Source organism: Mixta sp. Marseille-Q2659, from assembly GCF_940807255.1.
GTDB lineage: Bacteria > Pseudomonadota > Gammaproteobacteria > Enterobacterales > Enterobacteriaceae > Mixta.
Genome location: NZ_CALNWY010000002.1, coordinates 102,050 through 120,514, shown reverse-complemented (window position 1 = coordinate 120,514; position 18,465 = coordinate 102,050). Strand labels below are relative to the sequence as shown.

The 18,465-nt window shown below is 54.4% G+C and carries 16 protein-coding genes; 13 read left to right on the top strand and 3 right to left on the bottom strand.

Going from position 1 to position 18,465, the window contains the following annotated elements:
• The first annotated feature begins 2 nt into the window (after nucleotides 1–2).
• From P3C52_RS02420 to P3C52_RS02390, 7 genes are all read left to right on the top strand, one after another.
• Nucleotides 3–431 carry a PTS fructose transporter subunit IIA gene (locus tag P3C52_RS02420; protein ID WP_275553635.1) on the top strand — a complete coding sequence of 143 codons (429 nt, stop codon included), beginning with the start codon at nucleotides 3–5 and terminating at the stop codon, nucleotides 429–431.
• Nucleotides 432–440: 9 nt separating this feature from the next.
• Complete coding sequence (locus P3C52_RS02415) at nucleotides 441–935, top strand: PTS sugar transporter subunit IIB (protein ID WP_275553634.1); 495 nt, start codon at nucleotides 441–443, stop codon at nucleotides 933–935.
• A 10-nt stretch (nucleotides 936–945) separates the two neighbouring features.
• On the top strand, nucleotides 946–1,743 hold the full coding sequence (locus P3C52_RS02410) for a PTS sugar transporter subunit IIC (protein WP_275553633.1): 798 nt from the start codon (nucleotides 946–948) through the stop codon (nucleotides 1,741–1,743).
• Nucleotides 1,743–2,561 carry a PTS system mannose/fructose/sorbose family transporter subunit IID gene (locus tag P3C52_RS02405; RefSeq protein ID WP_275553632.1) on the top strand — a complete coding sequence of 273 codons (819 nt, stop codon included), beginning with the start codon at nucleotides 1,743–1,745 and terminating at the stop codon, nucleotides 2,559–2,561. Before P3C52_RS02410 ends, P3C52_RS02405 begins: the two co-directional genes overlap by 1 nt.
• 447 nt (nucleotides 2,562–3,008) lie before the next feature.
• Nucleotides 3,009–4,379 (top strand): hypothetical protein, encoded by a 1,371-nt coding sequence (locus P3C52_RS02400; protein WP_275553631.1) that lies wholly within the window; start codon nucleotides 3,009–3,011, stop codon nucleotides 4,377–4,379.
• Nucleotides 4,376–6,325 carry a hypothetical protein gene (locus tag P3C52_RS02395; protein WP_275553630.1) on the top strand — a complete coding sequence of 650 codons (1,950 nt, stop codon included), beginning with the start codon at nucleotides 4,376–4,378 and terminating at the stop codon, nucleotides 6,323–6,325. The genes P3C52_RS02400 and P3C52_RS02395 overlap by 4 nt, the downstream gene beginning before the upstream one ends.
• A complete protein-coding gene (locus tag P3C52_RS02390) occupies nucleotides 6,318–8,969 on the top strand; it encodes a DEAD/DEAH box helicase family protein (protein WP_275553629.1) in 2,652 nt (883 codons plus the stop codon). The genes P3C52_RS02395 and P3C52_RS02390 overlap by 8 nt, the downstream gene beginning before the upstream one ends.
• Nucleotides 8,970–9,067: 98 nt before the next feature.
• On the opposite strand, the gene P3C52_RS02385 is transcribed toward P3C52_RS02390, so the two are convergent.
• The 3 genes from P3C52_RS02385 to fsa form a co-directional block, all read right to left on the bottom strand.
• Nucleotides 9,068–9,832 (bottom strand): DNA-binding transcriptional regulator YciT, encoded by a 765-nt coding sequence (locus P3C52_RS02385; protein WP_275553628.1) that lies wholly within the window; start codon nucleotides 9,830–9,832, stop codon nucleotides 9,068–9,070.
• A 120-nt stretch (nucleotides 9,833–9,952) separates the two neighbouring features.
• A complete protein-coding gene (locus tag P3C52_RS02380; protein WP_275553627.1) occupies nucleotides 9,953–11,221 on the bottom strand; it encodes a DUF1479 domain-containing protein in 1,269 nt (422 codons plus the stop codon).
• A 239-nt stretch (nucleotides 11,222–11,460) separates the two neighbouring features.
• The gene (gene fsa, locus P3C52_RS02375) at nucleotides 11,461–12,123 is read right to left on the bottom strand and encodes a fructose-6-phosphate aldolase (protein ID WP_275553626.1); all 663 of its coding nucleotides are present in this window, start codon (nucleotides 12,121–12,123) and stop codon (nucleotides 11,461–11,463) included.
• Nucleotides 12,124–12,261: 138 nt separating this feature from the next.
• Between fsa and P3C52_RS02370 the strand changes: the two genes are divergently transcribed.
• The 6 genes from P3C52_RS02370 (at nucleotide 12,262) to P3C52_RS02345 (ending at nucleotide 18,361) form a co-directional block, all read left to right on the top strand.
• Entirely contained in the window at nucleotides 12,262–13,161 is a 900-nt protein-coding gene (locus tag P3C52_RS02370) for a glycyl-radical enzyme activating protein (protein ID WP_275553625.1), read from the top strand.
• 4 nt (nucleotides 13,162–13,165) lie between these two features.
• Nucleotides 13,166–15,601, top strand: a complete 2,436-nt coding sequence (locus P3C52_RS02365; RefSeq protein WP_275553624.1) for a formate C-acetyltransferase/glycerol dehydratase family glycyl radical enzyme — start codon at nucleotides 13,166–13,168, stop codon at nucleotides 15,599–15,601.
• Nucleotides 15,602–15,766: 165 nt separating this feature from the next.
• Nucleotides 15,767–15,904: a hypothetical protein gene (locus P3C52_RS02360; RefSeq protein ID WP_275553623.1), complete on the top strand. Its 138-nt coding sequence runs from the start codon at nucleotides 15,767–15,769 to the stop codon at nucleotides 15,902–15,904.
• Nucleotides 15,901–16,605 (top strand): ABC transporter ATP-binding protein, encoded by a 705-nt coding sequence (locus P3C52_RS02355; RefSeq protein ID WP_275553622.1) that lies wholly within the window; start codon nucleotides 15,901–15,903, stop codon nucleotides 16,603–16,605. The genes P3C52_RS02360 and P3C52_RS02355 overlap by 4 nt, the downstream gene beginning before the upstream one ends.
• A gap of 5 nt (nucleotides 16,606–16,610) precedes the next feature.
• Complete coding sequence (locus P3C52_RS02350; protein ID WP_275553621.1) at nucleotides 16,611–17,483, top strand: metal ABC transporter permease; 873 nt, start codon at nucleotides 16,611–16,613, stop codon at nucleotides 17,481–17,483.
• A complete protein-coding gene (locus P3C52_RS02345; protein WP_275553620.1) occupies nucleotides 17,480–18,361 on the top strand; it encodes a metal ABC transporter substrate-binding protein in 882 nt (293 codons plus the stop codon). Before P3C52_RS02350 ends, P3C52_RS02345 begins: the two co-directional genes overlap by 4 nt.
• Nucleotides 18,362–18,465: the final 104 nt, after the last annotated feature.

Genomic DNA, 18,465 nt, shown 5'->3' with positions numbered 1-18,465 from the left:
CTATGATCAATGTGATACTGGCCACGCATGGCCCGCTGGCGGAAGCGCTTCTCACCAGCGCCCGCATGGTCTATGGCGAGTTGCCGCATGTTTTTCCCGTCATGCTTAGCGAAACTAAAGGCATTAACGCTTTCCGCGATGAGTTTGCCGCTGTTCTTCATCAGGCCCGCAAAAAGGCTGACGGCGTACTGGTGCTGTGTGATTTGCAAAGCGGCACGCCTTGGAACATCGCCTGTCACCACGCGTTCGATCCTGCAACCACACCGCCAATGGCAGTACTGGGCGGCGTTAATTTCCCGATGCTGCTGCTCACTGACGATCTGAAAGAACTGACTGACATTAAGCAGGCCGCCGCTGAGCTGCTGGCCCAGTCTAAAAACACTATGGTGCAGGCCAGCCTGATTCAAACACAGCAATCTGATGATTTTTAGGGGTTAACGATGAGCATTTCCTTTGTACGCATTGACGATCGCGTGATTCACGGCCAGCTGGTGACCCGCTGGGCCAAAGAACTGCCGTGTGACGGTATTGTCGCCATTGACGATGCGGTAGCGGCCGATCCGCTGCTCTCCTCGGTTATGAAAGGCGCAGTGCAGGACACCAAAGTCTGGCTGTTCGACACCGCCACGGCGATTGACAAGCTGCCGAAAATTATCGCCAGCGAGAAGCGCTATTTTGTTATCGGCAAGTCACCGGTCACGCTACAGCGCATCGAACAGGCGGGTATCAGCCTGCAAAACAGCAACCGTAAAATTAATGTCGGGCCGATGAGCGCCCGCGCCAACACCACCACTATCGGGCCAAACCAGGCGGTCAGCGCGGAAGAGGCGCAGGCGTTTGACTATCTGGCGCAGCGCGGACATCAGATTGAGTTTCGCCTGGTGCCGGATGCCAGCAGCTACAGCTGGCAGGACGCCCGACAAAAAATAAAATAAGGAGACCGTTATGGTTTTTGAAGCGGCGTTAATCGGCATTCTTTGTTACCTGGGATCGCTTAGCAGCCCCTGGCCGCTTGGCGTAACCGGCGGCTGGTATCTGATCACCCGTCCGCTGGTTTCGGGAATGCTGGTAGGGCTTATTCTCGGCGATATGCAAACCGGGATCATTATCGGGGTTGCCGTACAGGCGGTCTATATTGCGATGGTCACGCCCGGCGGCTCAATGCCGGCGGATCTTAACTTTGTCGCCTTTCCCGCTATCGCGTTGGGGATCTTATCCGGCAAAGGCGCGGAAGTGGCGGTCGCGCTGGCCGCTACCATCGGCATTGCCGGAACGGTGCTGTTTAATGCCATGCTGGTGCTGAATTCATGGTGGAACCATCGCGCCGACGTCGCTCTGGAAAAAGGTGATGAGCGCGGGGTTTACCTGAACAGCGCTATCTGGCCGCAGGTCACCAATTTTCTGATGCGCTTCGTGCCGACTTTTATTGCCGTCTATTTTGGCGCGCAGTATATCAGCGCCTTTATGGACAGCCTGCCGCATATCGTCCTGTCAACGATGAATGTACTGGGCGGCATTCTGCCCGCCGTGGGTATCGCCATCCTGCTCAAGCAGATCATCAAAAGCTACAGCATGCTGATCTATTTTCTGGTGGGTTTTATCTGCATCGTATTTCTGAAGCTGAATATGGTGGCGCTGGTGATAGTTGGCGCGCTGCTGGCGCTTATTCACTATAACTACAAGCCGGAACCGCAGGTGGCGAGCGCCGCCAGGCCGGGCGACGACGATGAGGATGAATTCTGATGGAAGAACGTAAACTGACCCGCCGGGATTTACGCCGCTGCTGGCGCAGCTGGATGATGTATAACCTCTCCTCGATGAGCTTTGAGCGTCTTGCCTCTTTCGGCTTTTGCCTGAGTATGCTGCCGGTAGCGAAAAAGCTTTATCCCGATATTCAGCAAAGACAGGAGATGCTCAAGCGCCACGCTTCGTTCTATAACACCGAACCGCAGTTGGGTGCCATCGTTAACGGTATGGTGCTGGGGCTGGAGGAGAAGCGCGCTAACGGTGAGCCAATTGACGGGGAAACCATTAATACCCTGAAAGTCGGGCTGATGGGGCCGGTGGCCGGGATTGGCGACTCGATGATCCCTGGCATGTTAATCCCCATTCTGCTCAGCATCGGTATGGCGCTGGCGGCTGGCGGCAATATTCTTGGTCCTTTGTTTTACAGCATCGCGTGGCTGGCGATTATCCTTCCCGGCACCTGGTTTCTGTTTCTTAAAGGCTACCGCATGGGATCAACGTCGGTAGAGATGCTGGTGAGCAGTAAATCAAACCGGCTCAGAGAGGCGCTGTCGCTGCTTGGCGTATTCGTAATGGGCGGCGTGGCAGCGAGTTATGTCAAGCTTGGTACCGGGCTGGAGTTCGTGACCAAAGACGGGGTGAATATTCATCTGCAACACATGCTCGACGGTATTTTCCCTCAGCTGCTGCCATTGCTGGTGGTGATTGGCACCTGGTATTTAATGGCCAAACGCGGCCTGTCACCGGTAAAAGCGATGCTGTTGCTGCTGGTACTGGCAGCGGCTGGCGTAGCGGTAGGGCTGTTTGCCGGCTAAGCGAACAACAGGGTTTCCCGACAAGTTGCTGGCCGAGGGAGTTCCATTGGCACCATCTCACTAAGCCATATCACTAAGGTGCGCCACATTCATAATGATGCTGCGCACCTCTTCTGGGCTCTGGCTGACAAGCTCGCGTAATGAGGCGCAGACCTTTAAGCCTGCAGATCGACTGTTTCCATGTTGCTGAAAGCGGTGAAAACATAACGTTATCTCCTGTGCAGGAAAACCCGTTATGGTAATAAAAGGTTGTTTGCTTAACCTGAAGTCCAATTTCAGTTGAGAAAAACAACGCTTTTCTTGTGCTGTTACGCTCTTCGTAATCTCCCCCTGGTAAGCTAGAATAGCGCCTCCTCATAGCCGGACATATCTGGTTGAAAAAGGAACGCTAACGGGAGCTGGCGGCAAACTGGTTCCTTCGCACCGGACGGCATATAACCTTCTCCCATGTATTTAAACAAATTTCTTACTGATTACGATGAATCGCTCTCCAGCGATCTGAACATCGATCAGCTTGGTCAACTGGTGATCTGGTCGGCGTGGGGACAACAAATCTTCCACAACAGCATTAGTTCCGTTGCCAACGATGTCCGTCACTACACGCTGAACCTGCTGCATCACTATATTGTAAAATCCGTTGTTGATGACGACACCCTGCAGCTCAGCCAACTTCTAAAAAAGCGCTATTCCTTTAAAGATGAGCTGCACTTTAAAACCGCGCTTCTGATCCATCTGGAAAATATCTACACCTTTTCAATGCTGGAAGCGCAGAGCAAAAATGTAGTTACCACGGGCGTGCTGGGCATTATCAAGGCGCGCCAAAAATGGAACGATGAGAGCGAAAACCCGCGCATTATTTTTGGTCACGGTGCGGAGTGTCAGTTACTGAATAACCAGATGTCGCTGGGAACAAACGGGCGCTATAAAACGCCGATGATGAACCTGAAATTCTTTGACCGGCAATATCGCTACGATCGGCAGGAGGCCCAGGCTGTCTGGCTACGGGCAAAAGCGTTTATTGAAAAAGAGCCGAAGCTGCGCAAAGTCAGCCGGGAAGCGCTTGCCTGGCTCCGTAGTTTACTGACGCAAAACCACAAAAAATCGCTGAACATCCCTTTTCGGGAGATACCAGACGCCCTGTGTAATGCCTATGTTAAGGCTTTCCCTTCCTCACCGGCGGTCGGGGAGTATGCTAAAGATTTCTGGCTGGAGATGACGCAGCTTAATCAGGGGGCTGCTGGCATGCTCTATCAGGTACTGGAGAAAACTAATTCTGAAGAGGCTTTGCCTGAAGTGATTTTTGCACGCGCCAGTCAACACGCAGCAAAAAAACTGCCGGAAGATGAGTGTCAGAAGTTAAACAATATCGTTCAGGCTGAGCCTTTCCTGGCACTGATCAACCTGCTGTTTAATGCGATGCTGCGCCAAAAGAAGCAGACGCTGGCTGAGGTAGCTACATTCTGGCGCGGGCAGGGGCTGAATGCGCGTACCCTGCCAGCAAAGGCCGCTCAATTACGCCAAATACCGCAGTTAATGGCATCGCTTACTGGTACGCCTAAAAATCGTTTTGAAGCGCTGCTGGATGTTGCCAGTGCAAAAACGCTGGAAGGGCAGGCTGCCGCTTTACTGGATTATCATGCCGGATTGATGACGGCGCGCGGGCAGATTCCATGGGTAATGCTAAATGACCGCAGGCTGGAAGTGCATATTCCGCCGCGCCCGTTTAAAGAGGCGCAGAACTATCCCCACTGGGTAAATAACTATTATCTGCCGCAGTTCAAATACATGATCGCTGGCTTAAGGGGAACAGCTGCATGACCCTGATGGAAAGCTTTCGGGCGCAGCTGGAGAAGATGGGGAAAATAAAGCGCGTCTGGCTTACCAGTTTTAATATCAATATCTCCTTTATCGAAAAATATCTGCTTCCGGCGGTACTGGGCCAGGATATTCCGGTTAATCGTCTGCATTTCGAAGGGCTACAAAAGGCATTAGTCGAGCAAAAGATCGATTTCCGCATCTGGTGCGATAAACAGATATTCCAGCATGGCCAACCTAAACAGACTTCAGTCGTCATAACGGCGCTGGCGGTGCGCGAGCTGTTTCCGCTGTCGCCTGGTAGTAAGAAAGTGGCTTCCTGGGAAGCAGAAATGGCCCCTCATTTTGGCAAGCGCAGCCTGTTTCATCCAAAAGTGATCTATCTGGAAGATGAACAGGGCCGGATAGTTATCGGAGCCGGTAGCGCCAATTTAACGCTGAATGGCTGGGGGCGAAACCAGGAAGTGTTTGATTTTCGCTGCGTCAGTAACAGCGAACAATATCATCAGATTAAGCAGTTTTTTATGCGTATTGGCGCCGCCACCGACCAGAACTTCAGGAAAAAAATTCGTTGGGGGGATGATGAGGAGTGGGCGTTTATTCACAGCCTGGGCGGCAAAACCCTGCTGGATGCGCTGAGAGTACCAACAAGCCCGAAGGCGATTACGGAACTGAGCGTTTGGTCACCTTACCTGGCTGGCGATCTGCCGACATTTATCGCCCAGCTGGCGCAGCAGACAGAAAATCAACGGCTAAAAATCCGGCTGGTGCCCGATATGCTGGGCGGAGCGATCCGCACACCCTGGTGCAAGGAAATAGCAGATTTACAGCAAAGCGGCCAGCTGGTTTTCTGCCGTAATCCCTGTTCCGCGAGCCGGGATGAACGTGTAGAGATGATTCATGCAAAAATCTGGTATGCACGCAGCGCCGCAGGCCGACGGATGGCCATTGGCTCCTGGAACTTTACCCAACCAGGCTGCGCCAGCCTGGAAGGAGAGCGCAATATTGAAGCGGGTATTGTTCACCGGGTAAAAGAGGTTATCGAGATTGCCGGGGAACGCTGGCAGGTTAAGCGCAGCGACTTCGCCGATCGGGAAATGCTGGATAATGAACAGCTGGTGCTGCAAAGCCTGCCGCCTTTTGATCTGCAGGTTATTTTTGACTGGCGCCTTGGCGAATACCAGATTAGCGGCGTCTGGCAGGAGGGCGATACGAGCGAGGCATATCAGTTGCAATTGCCCGCTATCGCAGAGGAGATTCCTCTGAGCTGGAAGTCGATAGCGAGGACGCTTCGTGTTCTGACATTATCTCCGACAGAGACCGATGAGCTGCTGACCCAGCGTTTCTATACATTGCTGAAGGACGGTAAACCCTGCGGACAGGGCATCATTCTGGAAAAGGAACAGGTATATCGCCGTGTGGAGGCTTTCAGTTCACTGGAAGAGATCCTTGAAAGCTACGCCAGCGGCCTGATGCCGACGGAAAGCAATCGCACCATTCTGCGTGGAAGCCAGCAGAGCGAGGAAGCAGAGCCGCACGCCGATCGCGCCGTCGCTGCTTCCTCTGTGATGCCCAGCTACTTCCGCCTGTTTTATGCAATGGCGCAACGGCGTAACGTACTGGAACAGGCGCCTACGCCGGAGCAGTTATATTTCCACCTGTTTAGCGAGCCTGGCTGCCTGCTGGAGCTGGTGGAAAAAACGAATCAACGCCTTGCGCAATTGCCGGAGTCAATCTTCAGCTGGTTCCTGCAGCATGAAGTGCGCAAGCTGGCCCGCCTGGCGCGAGCGCGCTACCGCAGCTATCCGCAGGCGAGCAGGAAAGCCTTCCCTGTTTCCGCCGCCCGGTGGGAAAAACTCACCGTCAATGCCTGCCCGATCAATAACAAAAAGAATGCTCAGCGGCAGCGTTATATCGCGTTAATTATGAGTGAGTGTGGTTATGAGTAAACGGTGGCAGCGCATTAAGCCGGAACAGGTATCAAAGGTGATGAACTTCGATGCGGCAAACCCGACGTGGCATTACTGCAAGAGCGACAGTTCAATGGCGGCAAAGCAGGTGGAAGGCGTGGCCGGGTTGTGGAACCTGCTGGCGGAAAACGCGCTGGCGCTGCTGGCAGATGAGGTTGGCATGGGCAAAACCTACCAGGCCATTGGCGTGATGCTGTGGCTGTGGCAGCAGCGGCCTGATGCCAGAATACTGGTGATGGCGCCAAACCGTAGCATCTGCCACAACTGGCAGAAGGAGTTCACCACCTTTTTTGACAAGCATTATCGGGCTACAGCGGAATTTCAGAAGCCGGAGAAGAGCCGGTATCAGCCCACACTGTTCACCCGGCTGGAAGCGCTGGCAACGTCCGTGGAGAAAAATCCCTGCCATTTTTATCTCGCCACCATTCATTCGTTAAGCGGGCTGGTAAAAGATAAAACGAGCAATCTACTGGATAAAGCGGAGGAGGAAGGAGAGCGCTATCGCCGACAAATTAAAAAGGCGATAGGGCAGTTCGATCTTATCATTATTGATGAGGCGCACTACTTGCGTAACCGCGGACGCTCACAGCGCAACATGGCGGCGGAAGGCTTTTTTGGTAAAGAAGGTGACCGGCTGGGAGAAAAAGCGCTGCTGCTGACGGCAACGCCCAATCACTCCGCTGCGCGCAATATCTACGATATTTTCAGCTACTTTACCAGGCTACCTGCAACGTTCAGCGAAACCGATATTAGCGCGTTGATGAAAACCTATGGTATTCGCCGTCTGCGCCAGATGCGCGGCAAAGAGGGCAGGAGTTTCAATAAATATCAATATCGACGGGAACAGGCAACGCCCGTTGATTTTTCTGCCAGCCCCGATGCCGAACTATTTTTCGCTTTTTACCAGCAGCAACTGGTCGCGGATCACCTTGAAGGCGGCGAAAAGCGCGCCTTTCTGTATGGTTATCTGGAAGGTTTCGAATCTGTCGGCAGCCAGTCGCTGGAGGAAAAAAGTACGAGCGAGGCTGATGAAGAACCCTCGCGTAAAGATTTTAACAACGCCCCGGACAGCGACCTGCTAAAAAAATTAGCCCGTCAGTTTCATGACATCTATCACCGCTTTCCTGACCATCCTAAATATGACGCTATCGTCAAAGACTGCGTACCGGAGGCGCTTTTTGAACGCAGACAAATCATCAGTAACAATAAGCATCTGGTTTTTGTCCGGCGCATTCCGTCGGTGCGTGAACTGACTCAGCGTATTAATGCCGGATATGATGAGACGATGGCGCGGAAAATCCTTTCCGTTCTGGTGCCGGATGCGCTGGAAAAAACGCTGAATGCATGGCGGAAACAGCACTGGTCACGGCAGATGTTCAACCGTATCGTTAACCGTCAGGACATTCAGCACGATGAAAATATGGTGGAGATCGATTCCGAACGTGCTGAAGAGCAGGAGCAGAATGAAGGCGATAAGAAAATTGCCAGTCAAATCGCCGAACTGTTTGTGGTCAAGCGGGAGGAGAAGAAGCAGACCGACTGCACCAAAGTAAGCCTGCGTTTTCGTCGCCCGGAGAGCCTGTTTTCGCTTTTTCTGGAGCCAGCTTCAGATTATGAAAAAGGCGAATACCATTGGTACTACCTGAAACCGCGTGAAGGCCGTCACGATCGCAAGCAGCGAGAAAGCTACAGCGATGCGGCAAAAGATGCGCGTCAGGCCAAAGGGAAACCTTCTGACAGAGCTGTGAATGACTATCAACAGCCACTCCCGACGGCCTGGGGACTGATGTATTGCTTACTGCCGGAAAAAAGCCGGAACCAGCTGCGCGCATGGAAAGCAAAAGATTCGCGTATTCTGGAAAACTTCGGCAACTACCTGCGTGCCGGCTATCTGTTTGCCAGTCCAGTCATGGTCGAGCTTTACTGTTGGTTCACCGAACTGAATCGGACACGGCAGGAAAGCGATGTGCAAAAACGCTATTTCAGTTTTACCCAGTGGGTAGCTAAAAAGCTGCCCGATTCGCTGATGCTGAACTACTTTATCGCCGCCATTGAAACCTTTGAAACGCTGTGTGAGAAAATCGCCGAACACCAGCTGGATGGGGCCGATCATCCCTGGCGTGAGTTGGTAAGCCTTAACAGCCCGGCCTGGTATGCCAGCGGTCAGTCTGATAACCGTGAGCGATTGATCATCGGTTTTAATAGCCCTTTTTATCCCAATACGCTGGTCGCAACCTCGGTACTTCAGGAGGGCGTTAACCTGCACCTTAATTGCCATAAGGTTCACCATTACGGCATCGCCTGGACGCCGGGAGATAATGAGCAACGGGTAGGGCGTGTTGACAGGTTGTTCGGGCAGGTCAACGCGATGCTGCGGGAGCAGGGCAGCGCCACGCTGGATATTCACTATCCCTATCTGGCGGGGAGTTTCGATGAGGATCAGCTGGCTTCATTTTTGCGTTTGAAACGGAGCGTTGAGGAAAAGCTGGACGCCTGTGAGCAGCCGACGTTTAATCGTGAAATTAATCTGCGTAACAGCGAGACAGAATTACAGCGGTGGCTGCGCCAGCCGGATAATACGCAGTTGCAGGATCCTTATCCGGCAACGTTTAAAAAGAAATAAGCGCTTTTATTCACAGAGGGAACCGTTGATAACGGTTTTACCGACAGAGCCGTTCAACGCGGCTCGCTGTTCTTGCTGAAAATAAAATCTATCATTCCTCACGCCACGCCGCTTATTTTTTCCGGCACCAGATGAACGCGCGTATGTGCTTTTTCCAGCGCTGAACGATATTCCGGTAATAAACCTTCATCCGTAATCAGATGGCGGAAAGGTTTATCCAGCGCGAGCGGATAGGGATGGATCAGGCCGAATTTAGACGAGTCCGTTAAGGCAAAACTTTCAATATCTTTTGCCATAACCGCATTTACAATATCGCTGCGCAGCATATTTTTGCCGGTAAAACCGGTGTCGGAATGCCAGCCGTCGATACCAATAAAAGCTTTTTGAAAATGCACCTGCTGAATACAGCTGCGCGTTAAAGGGCCAACCACGGATTCACTGCTTTTTTGATACAGCCCGCCCAGTACAATCACTTCACAGCGCGAGTTTTTTAATATGCCGGCAATATAATGGCTGACGGTAACAATCGTAATGCTGTCGTCATCCGCCAGATAGCGGGCCAGCAGCGCATTAGTGCTGCCCCCTTCAATAAAAACCGATTCCCCGGCATTGACCAGTGAGGCGGCATATTCCGCCAGGCCTTGCTTCAATGGAAAGCGCGCCTGCATTCTTGCTTCGACATTATCGCTTTCCAGCGAGACGGCGGAACCGTGAACGCGTTTCAGATAGCTGCCTTTTTCCAGCATATTTAAATCCTGGCGAACAGTCACTTCTGAAACCTGCGTAATACGGGACAGTTCGCTGACGCTAACGCTTCCTCGTTCATTAACCAGCTGAACTATCTGTAATTGCCTTGCGTTCATCTCACGTCTCACCTTCGGTTTCGGGGGAGGGGAGTATAACAAAATCGCCGTGGGATCACATTTGACGCGAAGTCAGCAAATAAAGGGCTTCTTTCTCCATTAAGAAGCCCTCAGCCGAACTCAGTTCTCTTCCATTCCCAGAGCGCGTCGCCCGTTGATATTAAGATCGCTTAGCTGAAAACGGTTTGCCCACGCCTGTTCGTAATCTTCCTGCGGGAAGTCGGCGGGCGAAGCGCCTTTCTCCAGCGCGTTGCGCACGCTGTGGGCATAGGCCAGATTTTTCTCACACATCGGCGCCGCCGGAATATACATAACGTTGCCCCAGCCCTGTTGGTTTTCCACCGGCGCCACGGAATGAATCACATCGCAATGCCACCAGACGGAATCTCCCGCCTGAACCGCAGGAATAGAGCAAAGTCCGGCAATTAAATGAGGATGCCACTTCTCGGAAACCGGCAGTACGCGCCCCGGCGCTACGCCGCACAGCTCATCTTCCGGCACATCGTCCAGCAAAGGGCGCAGCAGCACATAAGCCATCGCTTCCGGCACCGGCACCACATGCAGCAAACCCTGCCCGCTCAGCATATCCGATAGTGCCGTCCAGCCCTGGAAGGTACGAAACGCCGAACATTTGGTGGTGTTCGCGACATCATATTCGTTTACCTCAGGACGGTAAGCCGCATCCCAGGGATCGTACTCAGCAAAGCGGTTAGTAAAGATTTTGCGGAAGACTTTTTGATAAGCGGGCAGCAGCCAGCGCTCCAGCGCGCCGGAATCGGTATGCGCGCCCAGTCCTTTTGACGTGGTGCCCGGTGGACGACGACGAATGCGGTCGGGATAGATAATATTGACGTCCGGGTTAAACCAGCTGCCGCCCGCCTGCTGAAAATGCCACAGACGATTAAGAAAAGATTGCGTGGCCGCCATCTGCTCGCTTTGGCGCGCGCTCATCTGCGCTTTTGACCAGTAGATGGGATAAATCTCCGGGCGTGACGCCTCCAGCGAACCAAAGAAGTTATCGCCTGGCCCGCGATAGACTTCATCAAAATGGTTTTCATCGAGATAGTTCAGCATCGAGCGATCCATCTCCAGCGCGCTCTCCCGGCTAAAGGTTTGTCGCACCACCAAACAGCCGCGCCGCTTGATTTGCGCTATCTGCTGCGGTGAAACTTTCCCCGCCGCCAGATCCGCATAGCTTATTTCTGGCCAGGCGCTGCCGTTTCGCTTCTCTTCTTCACGCGCCGCTGCGATTTCCGTTTCGATTTTGTCGCAAACCTGGCGAAACAGGCCTGCTATGTCGCCGATTTGTGCGCGCATGGCGCGTTTCATTTCAACAATATTCTTTTTGTAATCATCAGGTAAGGTTAAGGAAGAAAAGGATGTCGTCATGGTCTTCTCCGCAGGCAAGGTTATGTGGCATTAACTGAATGAAGGTTAATTTCTTTCATTCGTAAGATAGTTGACGAAATGTAGCAGAATTGATAACGGAATTTTGTGAAAAAGATCGCGGTTTAGCCGTTCAGCTAGCGATGAAAGGCGTCATGCAGAAAGAGGAAATGAAACAGAGTACCTAATGAAAGAGAGGACAGGAGAGCTACGAAAGCAGCTCTCCAGAGTGGAAAAGCGGCTTACAGGCCCGGCACCCCAAAAGCGGCCAGCCAGTCCTGCTCAAACTTCGTGACGGCGGCGGTCACGGCTGGCGTCGCGATCATCTGCTCCGCCACATCCAGCGGCAGCGTAATGGCTTCGCAGCCTGTGAGCAGGCAATCCAGCGCCTGGCGCGGCGTTTTAAAACTGGCCGCCAGCACTTTTGCGCCTGGCGCATGCAGCGTCAGCAACTGCTGAAGTTCTTTTACCGTCTGGATGCCGTCGCCGCCCTGTGCATCAACGCGGTTCACATAGGGCGCGATATAGTCTGCGCCCGCCAGCGCCGCCAGCAAACCCTGCGCCGCGCCGTAAACCGCCGTCCCCAGCGTGGGAATGCCTTCTGCCTTAAGCAATTTAATCGCCGCCAGGCCCTGGGCAGTTACCGGCACCTTAACCACCAGATCGGGAATAATGGCGCGCAGTTTTTTGGCTTCTGCCACCATCTGTCCCGCTTCCGTCGCCATCACCTGGGCAAACAGACGGCCCCGGCCGCCCAGCGCCTCCTGTAGCTCAGGCAGCACCACATTAATCGGCTTTTTGCCGCTGGCGATAATGCTGGGATTGGTGGTGACGCCAGCCAGCGGAAAAATGGGCGCCAGGCGTTTGACCGCCGCGACATCCGAGGTATCGAGATAGAGTTCCATAACTGACTCCTTAAGAAATCGTGATGTTTAGCAAATTTCGTTGAGTATATCTGCAGGGCCGCCTTTTTTATTGACAGGCATCAATATCACTTTCTTTCGAAAGCTATCTAATCTTCAAACGAAAGATGAGGTGGCTTTATGATTTTTAATATCCAGCGTTATTCCACTCACGACGGCCCCGGTATTCGTACCGTGGTATTTCTGAAAGGCTGCTCGCTGGGATGCCGCTGGTGCCAGAACCCTGAAAGCCGCTCACGCCATAAAGATCTGCTGTATGACGCCCGGCTCTGTCTGGAAGCGTGCCGTTTATGTCAACAGGCGGCGCCGGACGTGATTGAGAAAACAGTAAACGGCCTGCTAATCCAAAGAGAAAAAATCGAGCCGGAACATATCGCCGCGCTGGAAAACTGCTGCCCGACGCTGGCGCTGACGGTATGCGGCGAGGAAAAAGATGTTGCAGAGATCATGGCGGTTGTCAGACGCGATCGACCTTTCTATCAGCGCAGCGCAGGCGGCGTTACGCTTTCCGGCGGCGAGCCTTTTATGAATCCCGAACTGGCGGCCACGCTGTTCCGTCAGTGTCATGAAGAAGGGATCCATACCGCCGTGGAAACCTGTCTGCACGTGCCATGGCGCTACGTTGAGCCTTCGCTGCCGTGGGTCGATCTCTTTCTGGCGGATCTGAAGCATGTTGATGAGACCATCTTCCAGCAATGGACCGATGGCTCGGCAAAACGCGTACTGAACAATCTACGTCGGCTGGCCGCCACTGGCAAACAGATCGTTATTCGGGTGCCGCTGATTCAGGGATTTAACGCCGATGAACGATCCATTACCGATATCGTTAACTTTGCCGCCGATGAACTCGGCGTCAAAGAAATCCACTTTTTGCCTTACCACACCTTAGGCATCAACAAATATACCTTGCTGAATCAGCCCTATCTGGCACCGGATAAACCGCTGGATAGCCCGGCGCTGCTCGCGTTTGCTGAAACATACGCAACGCAAAAAGGCCTGACCGCGACACTGAGAGGATAAGAAGATGACGACGCTGAAACTCGATACCTTAAGCGAACGTATTAAGGCCCATAAACAGGCGTTAATACATATTGTTAAGCCGCCGGTTTGTACCGAACGCGCGCAGCACTACACCAAAATCTATCAGGAAAATATGGATAAGCCGGTGCCGGTACGCCGCGCGCTGGCGCTGGCGCATCATCTGGCGAACCGCACCATCTGGATTAAGCACGATGAGCTGATTATCGGCAACCAGGCGAGCGAAGTGCGCGCCGCGCCGATTTTCCCGGAATACACGGTGAGCTGGATCGAAAAAGAGATCGACGATCTTGCCGATCGTCCCGGCGCCGGCTTTGCCGTTTCGGAAGAGAATAAGCGCGTGCTGCATGAAATCTGTCCGTGGTGGCGCGGCCAGACGGTGCAGGATCGCTGCTACGGCATGTTTACTCATGAACAGCAGGCGCTGCTGGCGACCGGCATTATCAAAGCCGAAGGGAATATGACCTCCGGCGACGCGCATCTGGCGGTTAATTTCCCGCTGCTGCTGGAAAAAGGGCTGGACGGCCTGCGCGATAAAGTGGCGGAACGCCGCGCGCGCCTTAATCTTACCGTGCTGGACGATCTGCACGGCGAGCAGTTCCTGAAAGCGATCGCTATCGTGCTGGAAGCGGTCAGCGATCATATCAAACGTTTTGCTGACCTGGCGCGCCAGATGGCGCAGCAGGAAGATCGCGCCGCACGCCGGGCCGAGCTGCTGAACATCGCGACAAACTGCGACGTTATCGCCCATCAGCCGCCGCAGAATTTCTGGCAGGCGCTGCAGCTCTGCTACTTTATCCAGCTGATCCTGCAAATTGAATCCAACGGCCACTCTGTCTCTTTTGGCCGCATGGATCAGTATCTTTATCCGTTCTGGCGCCGCGATGTGGAGCTGGAGCAGACGCTGGATCGCGAACAGGCGATGGAATTGCTGCAAAGCTGCTGGCTGAAGCTGCTGGAGGTCAATAAAATCCGCTCCGGCTCGCACTCAAAAGCCTCTGCGGGCAGTCCGCTTTATCAGAACGTCACTATCGGCGGTCAGAACCTGATCGACGGCAAAGGGGTGGACGCGGTGAATCCGCTTTCCTATGCCATTCTGGAATCGTGCGGCCGCCTGCGCTCTACGCAGCCGAATCTGAGCGTGCGCTATCACGCCGGTATGAGCGACGATTTCCTCGACGCCTGCGTGCAGGTGATCCGCTGCGGCTTCGGGATGCCCGCCTTTAACAATGATGAAATCGTTATTCCGGAATTTATTAAGCTGGGCATTACGCCGGAAGATGCTTATCAGTATGCCGCCATCGGCTGTATCGAAACCGCTGTTGGCGGCAAATGGGGCTACCGCTGCACTGGCATGAGCTTTATCAACTTCGCCCGCGTAATGCTGGCGGCGCTGGAAGGCGGACGCGACGCTACCAGCGGCAAAGTGTTCCTGCCGCAGGAAAAAGCACTGTCGCAGGGTAACTTTAATAGCTTCGAAGAAGTGCTGGCCTGCTGGGATAGCCAGATCCGTTACTACACGCGCAAATCGATCGAAATCGAATATGTGGTAGATACCGTGCTGGAAGAGAACGCGCACGATATTCTCTGCTCGGCGCTGGTGGATGACTGCATCGAACGCGCCAAAAGCATTAAGCAGGGCGGGGCGAAATATGACTGGGTATCGGGTTTACAGGTCGGTATCGCCAACCTTGGCAACAGCCTGACGGCAGTGAAAAAGCTGGTTTTCGAGCAAGGCATCATTGGTCAGCAGCAGCTGGCGGAAGCGCTGGCCTCCAACTTTGACAGCTTAAACCACGAGCAGCTGCGCCAGCGCTTAATCAACGGCGCGCCGAAATATGGCAACGATGACGACAGTGTCGATACGCTGCTGGTGCGCGCTTATCAAACTTACATCGACGAGCTGAAAAACTACCACAACCCGCGCTATGGCCGTGGTCCGACGGGCGGCAACTATTACGCTGGCACCTCTTCTATTTCGGCGAACGTGCCGTTCGGCGCACAAACCATGGCGACGCCGGATGGACGCAAGGCAAAAACGCCGCTGGCGGAGGGCGCAAGTCCCGCTTCCGGCACCGATCACCTGGGGCCGACGGCGGTGATCGGCTCGGTCGGCAAGCTGCCGACCGGTTCGATTCTTGGCGGCGTGTTGCTGAATCAGAAGCTGAATCCGTCCACGCTGGATAATGAAAGCGATCGCCTGAAGCTGATGGCGCTGCTGCGTACCTTCTTTGAGGATCATAAAGGCTGGCATATTCAGTACAACATCGTCTCGCGCGACACGCTGATTGCGGCGAAAAAGCATCCGGATCAGTATCGCGATCTGGTGGTCAGGGTGGCGGGCTATTCCGCCTTCTTTACCGCGCTGTCACCGGATGCGCAGGATGACATTATCGCCCGTACCGAACATAGTTTGTCCTGAGTCCCAATGGCGCAGTGCCAGCACTGCGCCGCTTTCCTTCTCTGTTCTTCCCAGACCTTACCACGTCAAAACATCTTCAGAAAACGCCCGTCTCGCTTCATCCTTGCAGTTAACTTTTGTTATGTTATAACATATAAAAATCAAGCCGCTGTTATTGAGTCATTTATGCCTGAATCTTTTTCTGCCGGTGAACGTGCCGGCTTAACGCTACTGGCGCAGTCTGCGCTCACCCGCATTTTTTCTGTCTCCCTGTTGTTGGGCCTGCTGTGGTTTGCCATTTACTGGGCGGAAGCGATTTTATGATCGGTCTGGAAAAGCTGGTTATCGGCTATCGCGGGCAGGCGCTGGGGCAGCCGCTCAGCGGACAATTTGCACGCGGCAGCCTGACGGCGATTATGGGCGTTAACGGCGCGGGCAAATCCACGCTGCTGAAAACCATCGCCGGACTGCTGCCCGCCGTAAGCGGCACGCTGCACAGAACCGCAGAGGCGAAACAGATTGCCTGGCTGCCGCAGCAGAGCGACATCGATCATCATTTTCCGTTGCGGGTGATTGACGTGGCGGCAATGGGAAGCTGGCCTGCTACCGGACTGTTCAGCGGCCTGAACCGCCGGATGCGCAATCGCATTGCTGCCGCGCTGGCGCTGGTTGGGCTGACGGATCTTGCCAACCGCGCCATCGGCGAACTCTCCGGCGGCCAGTTTCAGCGCATGCTGTTTGCGCGCATGCTGGTGCAGGACGCAGAGGTCATGCTGCTGGACGAGCCCTTTACCGGCATCGACAGCCAGACCAGCGCACTCCTTCTGAACGTTATCGACGAACTGCACGCGCAGGGCAAAACCATCATTACCGTGCTGCACAGCCAGCCGATGGTGGAGAGCCATTTCCCTGAGCTGCTTTATTTGCACGACGGACACTATCACTGGGGCAAAACCGGCGACATCCTGGCGGCCAGGCAGACGCCGCCGCTCGCCTTGATCCGCTGTGCGGTCGGCCAGGAGTAAAAGCGATGACGCATCATATTTTTGAGGCGTTTACCGCCTTTGGCTTTATGCGCCGCTCGCTGGTGGCCTGCCTCGCTTTATCGCTGAGCGTCACGCCGCTGGGCGTCTTCCTGCTGCTGCGACGCATGAGTCTGATAGGCGATGCGCTTTCCCATGCGGTGTTGCCCGGCGTGGCGATCGGCTATCTGCTTTCCGGCATGTCGCTGCTGGTGATGGGCGCAGGCGGCTTTATTGCCGGTTTGCTGGTGGCGCTGCTGGCGGGCTGGGTCAGCTCGGTTACCACGCTGCGCGAAGATTCCAGCTTTGCCGGTTTCTATCTGGGATCGCTGGCGCTGGGCGTGACGCTGGTTTCCCTGCGCGGCAGCGGCGTGGATCTGCTGCATCTGCTGTTTGGCTCGCTGCTGGCGGTCGATCGCCAGGCGCTGACCTTTATCGGCATTATCGCCAGCCTGACGCTGTTGACGCTGGCGATGGCTTACCGGGCGATTGTCGCCGAAGCCTTCGATATGACCTTTCTGAAAGTCCGCGCCCGGCACGCGCCTCGCCTGATCCACGCGCTGTTTCTGGCGCTGGTGGTGATGAACCTGGTCGCGGGTTTTCAAATTCTCGGCACGCTAATGACGGTCGGATTAATGATGCTGCCCGCTATCGCCGCGCGCTGCTGGTCAAATCGTCTGCCGGTCATTTTATTGCTGGTGGTGTTAACCGGTATGGCCAGCTCTCTGATCGGGCTGAGCTGGTCCTGGTATCAGTCGCTGCCCGCCGGGCCGGCGATTGTGCTGACCGCCAGCATCATCTTTCTGTTTTCGGTGCTGTTTGGCACCGAAAAAGGAATATTTCGCTTTATTAACAACAAGGTAAAAGGTGAGGAAAAATGAAATCTGTGCTGTGGAAATGTTCTGCGCTGTCGCTGCTGATGGTCAGTCCCGCGCTGCTAGCGAAAACCGTCAACGCGGTAGCCAGCTTTTCGGTGCTGGCCGATATTGTGCAGCAGGTGGGCGGCGATCGCGTGAACGTTACTTCGCTGGTGGGGCGCGACGGCGATCCGCATGCGTTTTCGCCTTCGCCAAAAGATAGCCTGGCGCTGCATAACGCTGATGTAGTGTTTGTCAGCGGGCTGGGCCTGGAGGGCTGGATGGATCGGCTGGTAACCGCGTCCGGCTATAAAGGCCAGGTGATTACCGCCTCGACGGGCGTTAATACGCGCAGCATGGAAGAAGAAGGGCAGCGCATTACCGATCCGCACGCCTGGAACAGCGCGAAAAACGGCGCGGTCTATGCCCGAAACGTCATGAATGCGCTTATCGCCGCCGACCCGGAGGATAAGGCAATATTTCAGCAGCGCGGCGAAGCCTATATTCAGCGGCTGGAAAAGCTGGACGCCTGGGCGAAAGAGACCTTTGCCGCCGTGCCGCAGAGCAAGCGTAAGGTGCTGACCAGCCACGATGCCTTCGGTTATTTCGGCGCTGAATATGGCGTGCGTTTTCTGGCGCCGTTGGGCTTCTCTACCGAGTCGGAAGCCAGCGCCAGCACGGTTAGCAGCCTGATTCAGCAAATAAAACAAGAAAAGATCAAAACCTGGTTTATTGAGAACCAAACCGATTCTCGTCTGGTGAAGCAGATTGCGGCAGCGAGCGGCGCAGAGCCGGGCGGGGAGCTTTATCCTGAAGCATTAAGTAAAGAAAACGGGCCGGCACCAACCTACGAAGCCGCCTTTAAACATAACGTCACCACGATTTATGCCAGCATGAAATAAGTCCCGTTTCTGCATTTTCCCTGGTCAATAAAAACTGCGATACGTTGCACAGTTCCTTTTGAAACCGGTTGCAGCGCAAGTTGCCGATGCTACGCTGAAACCGG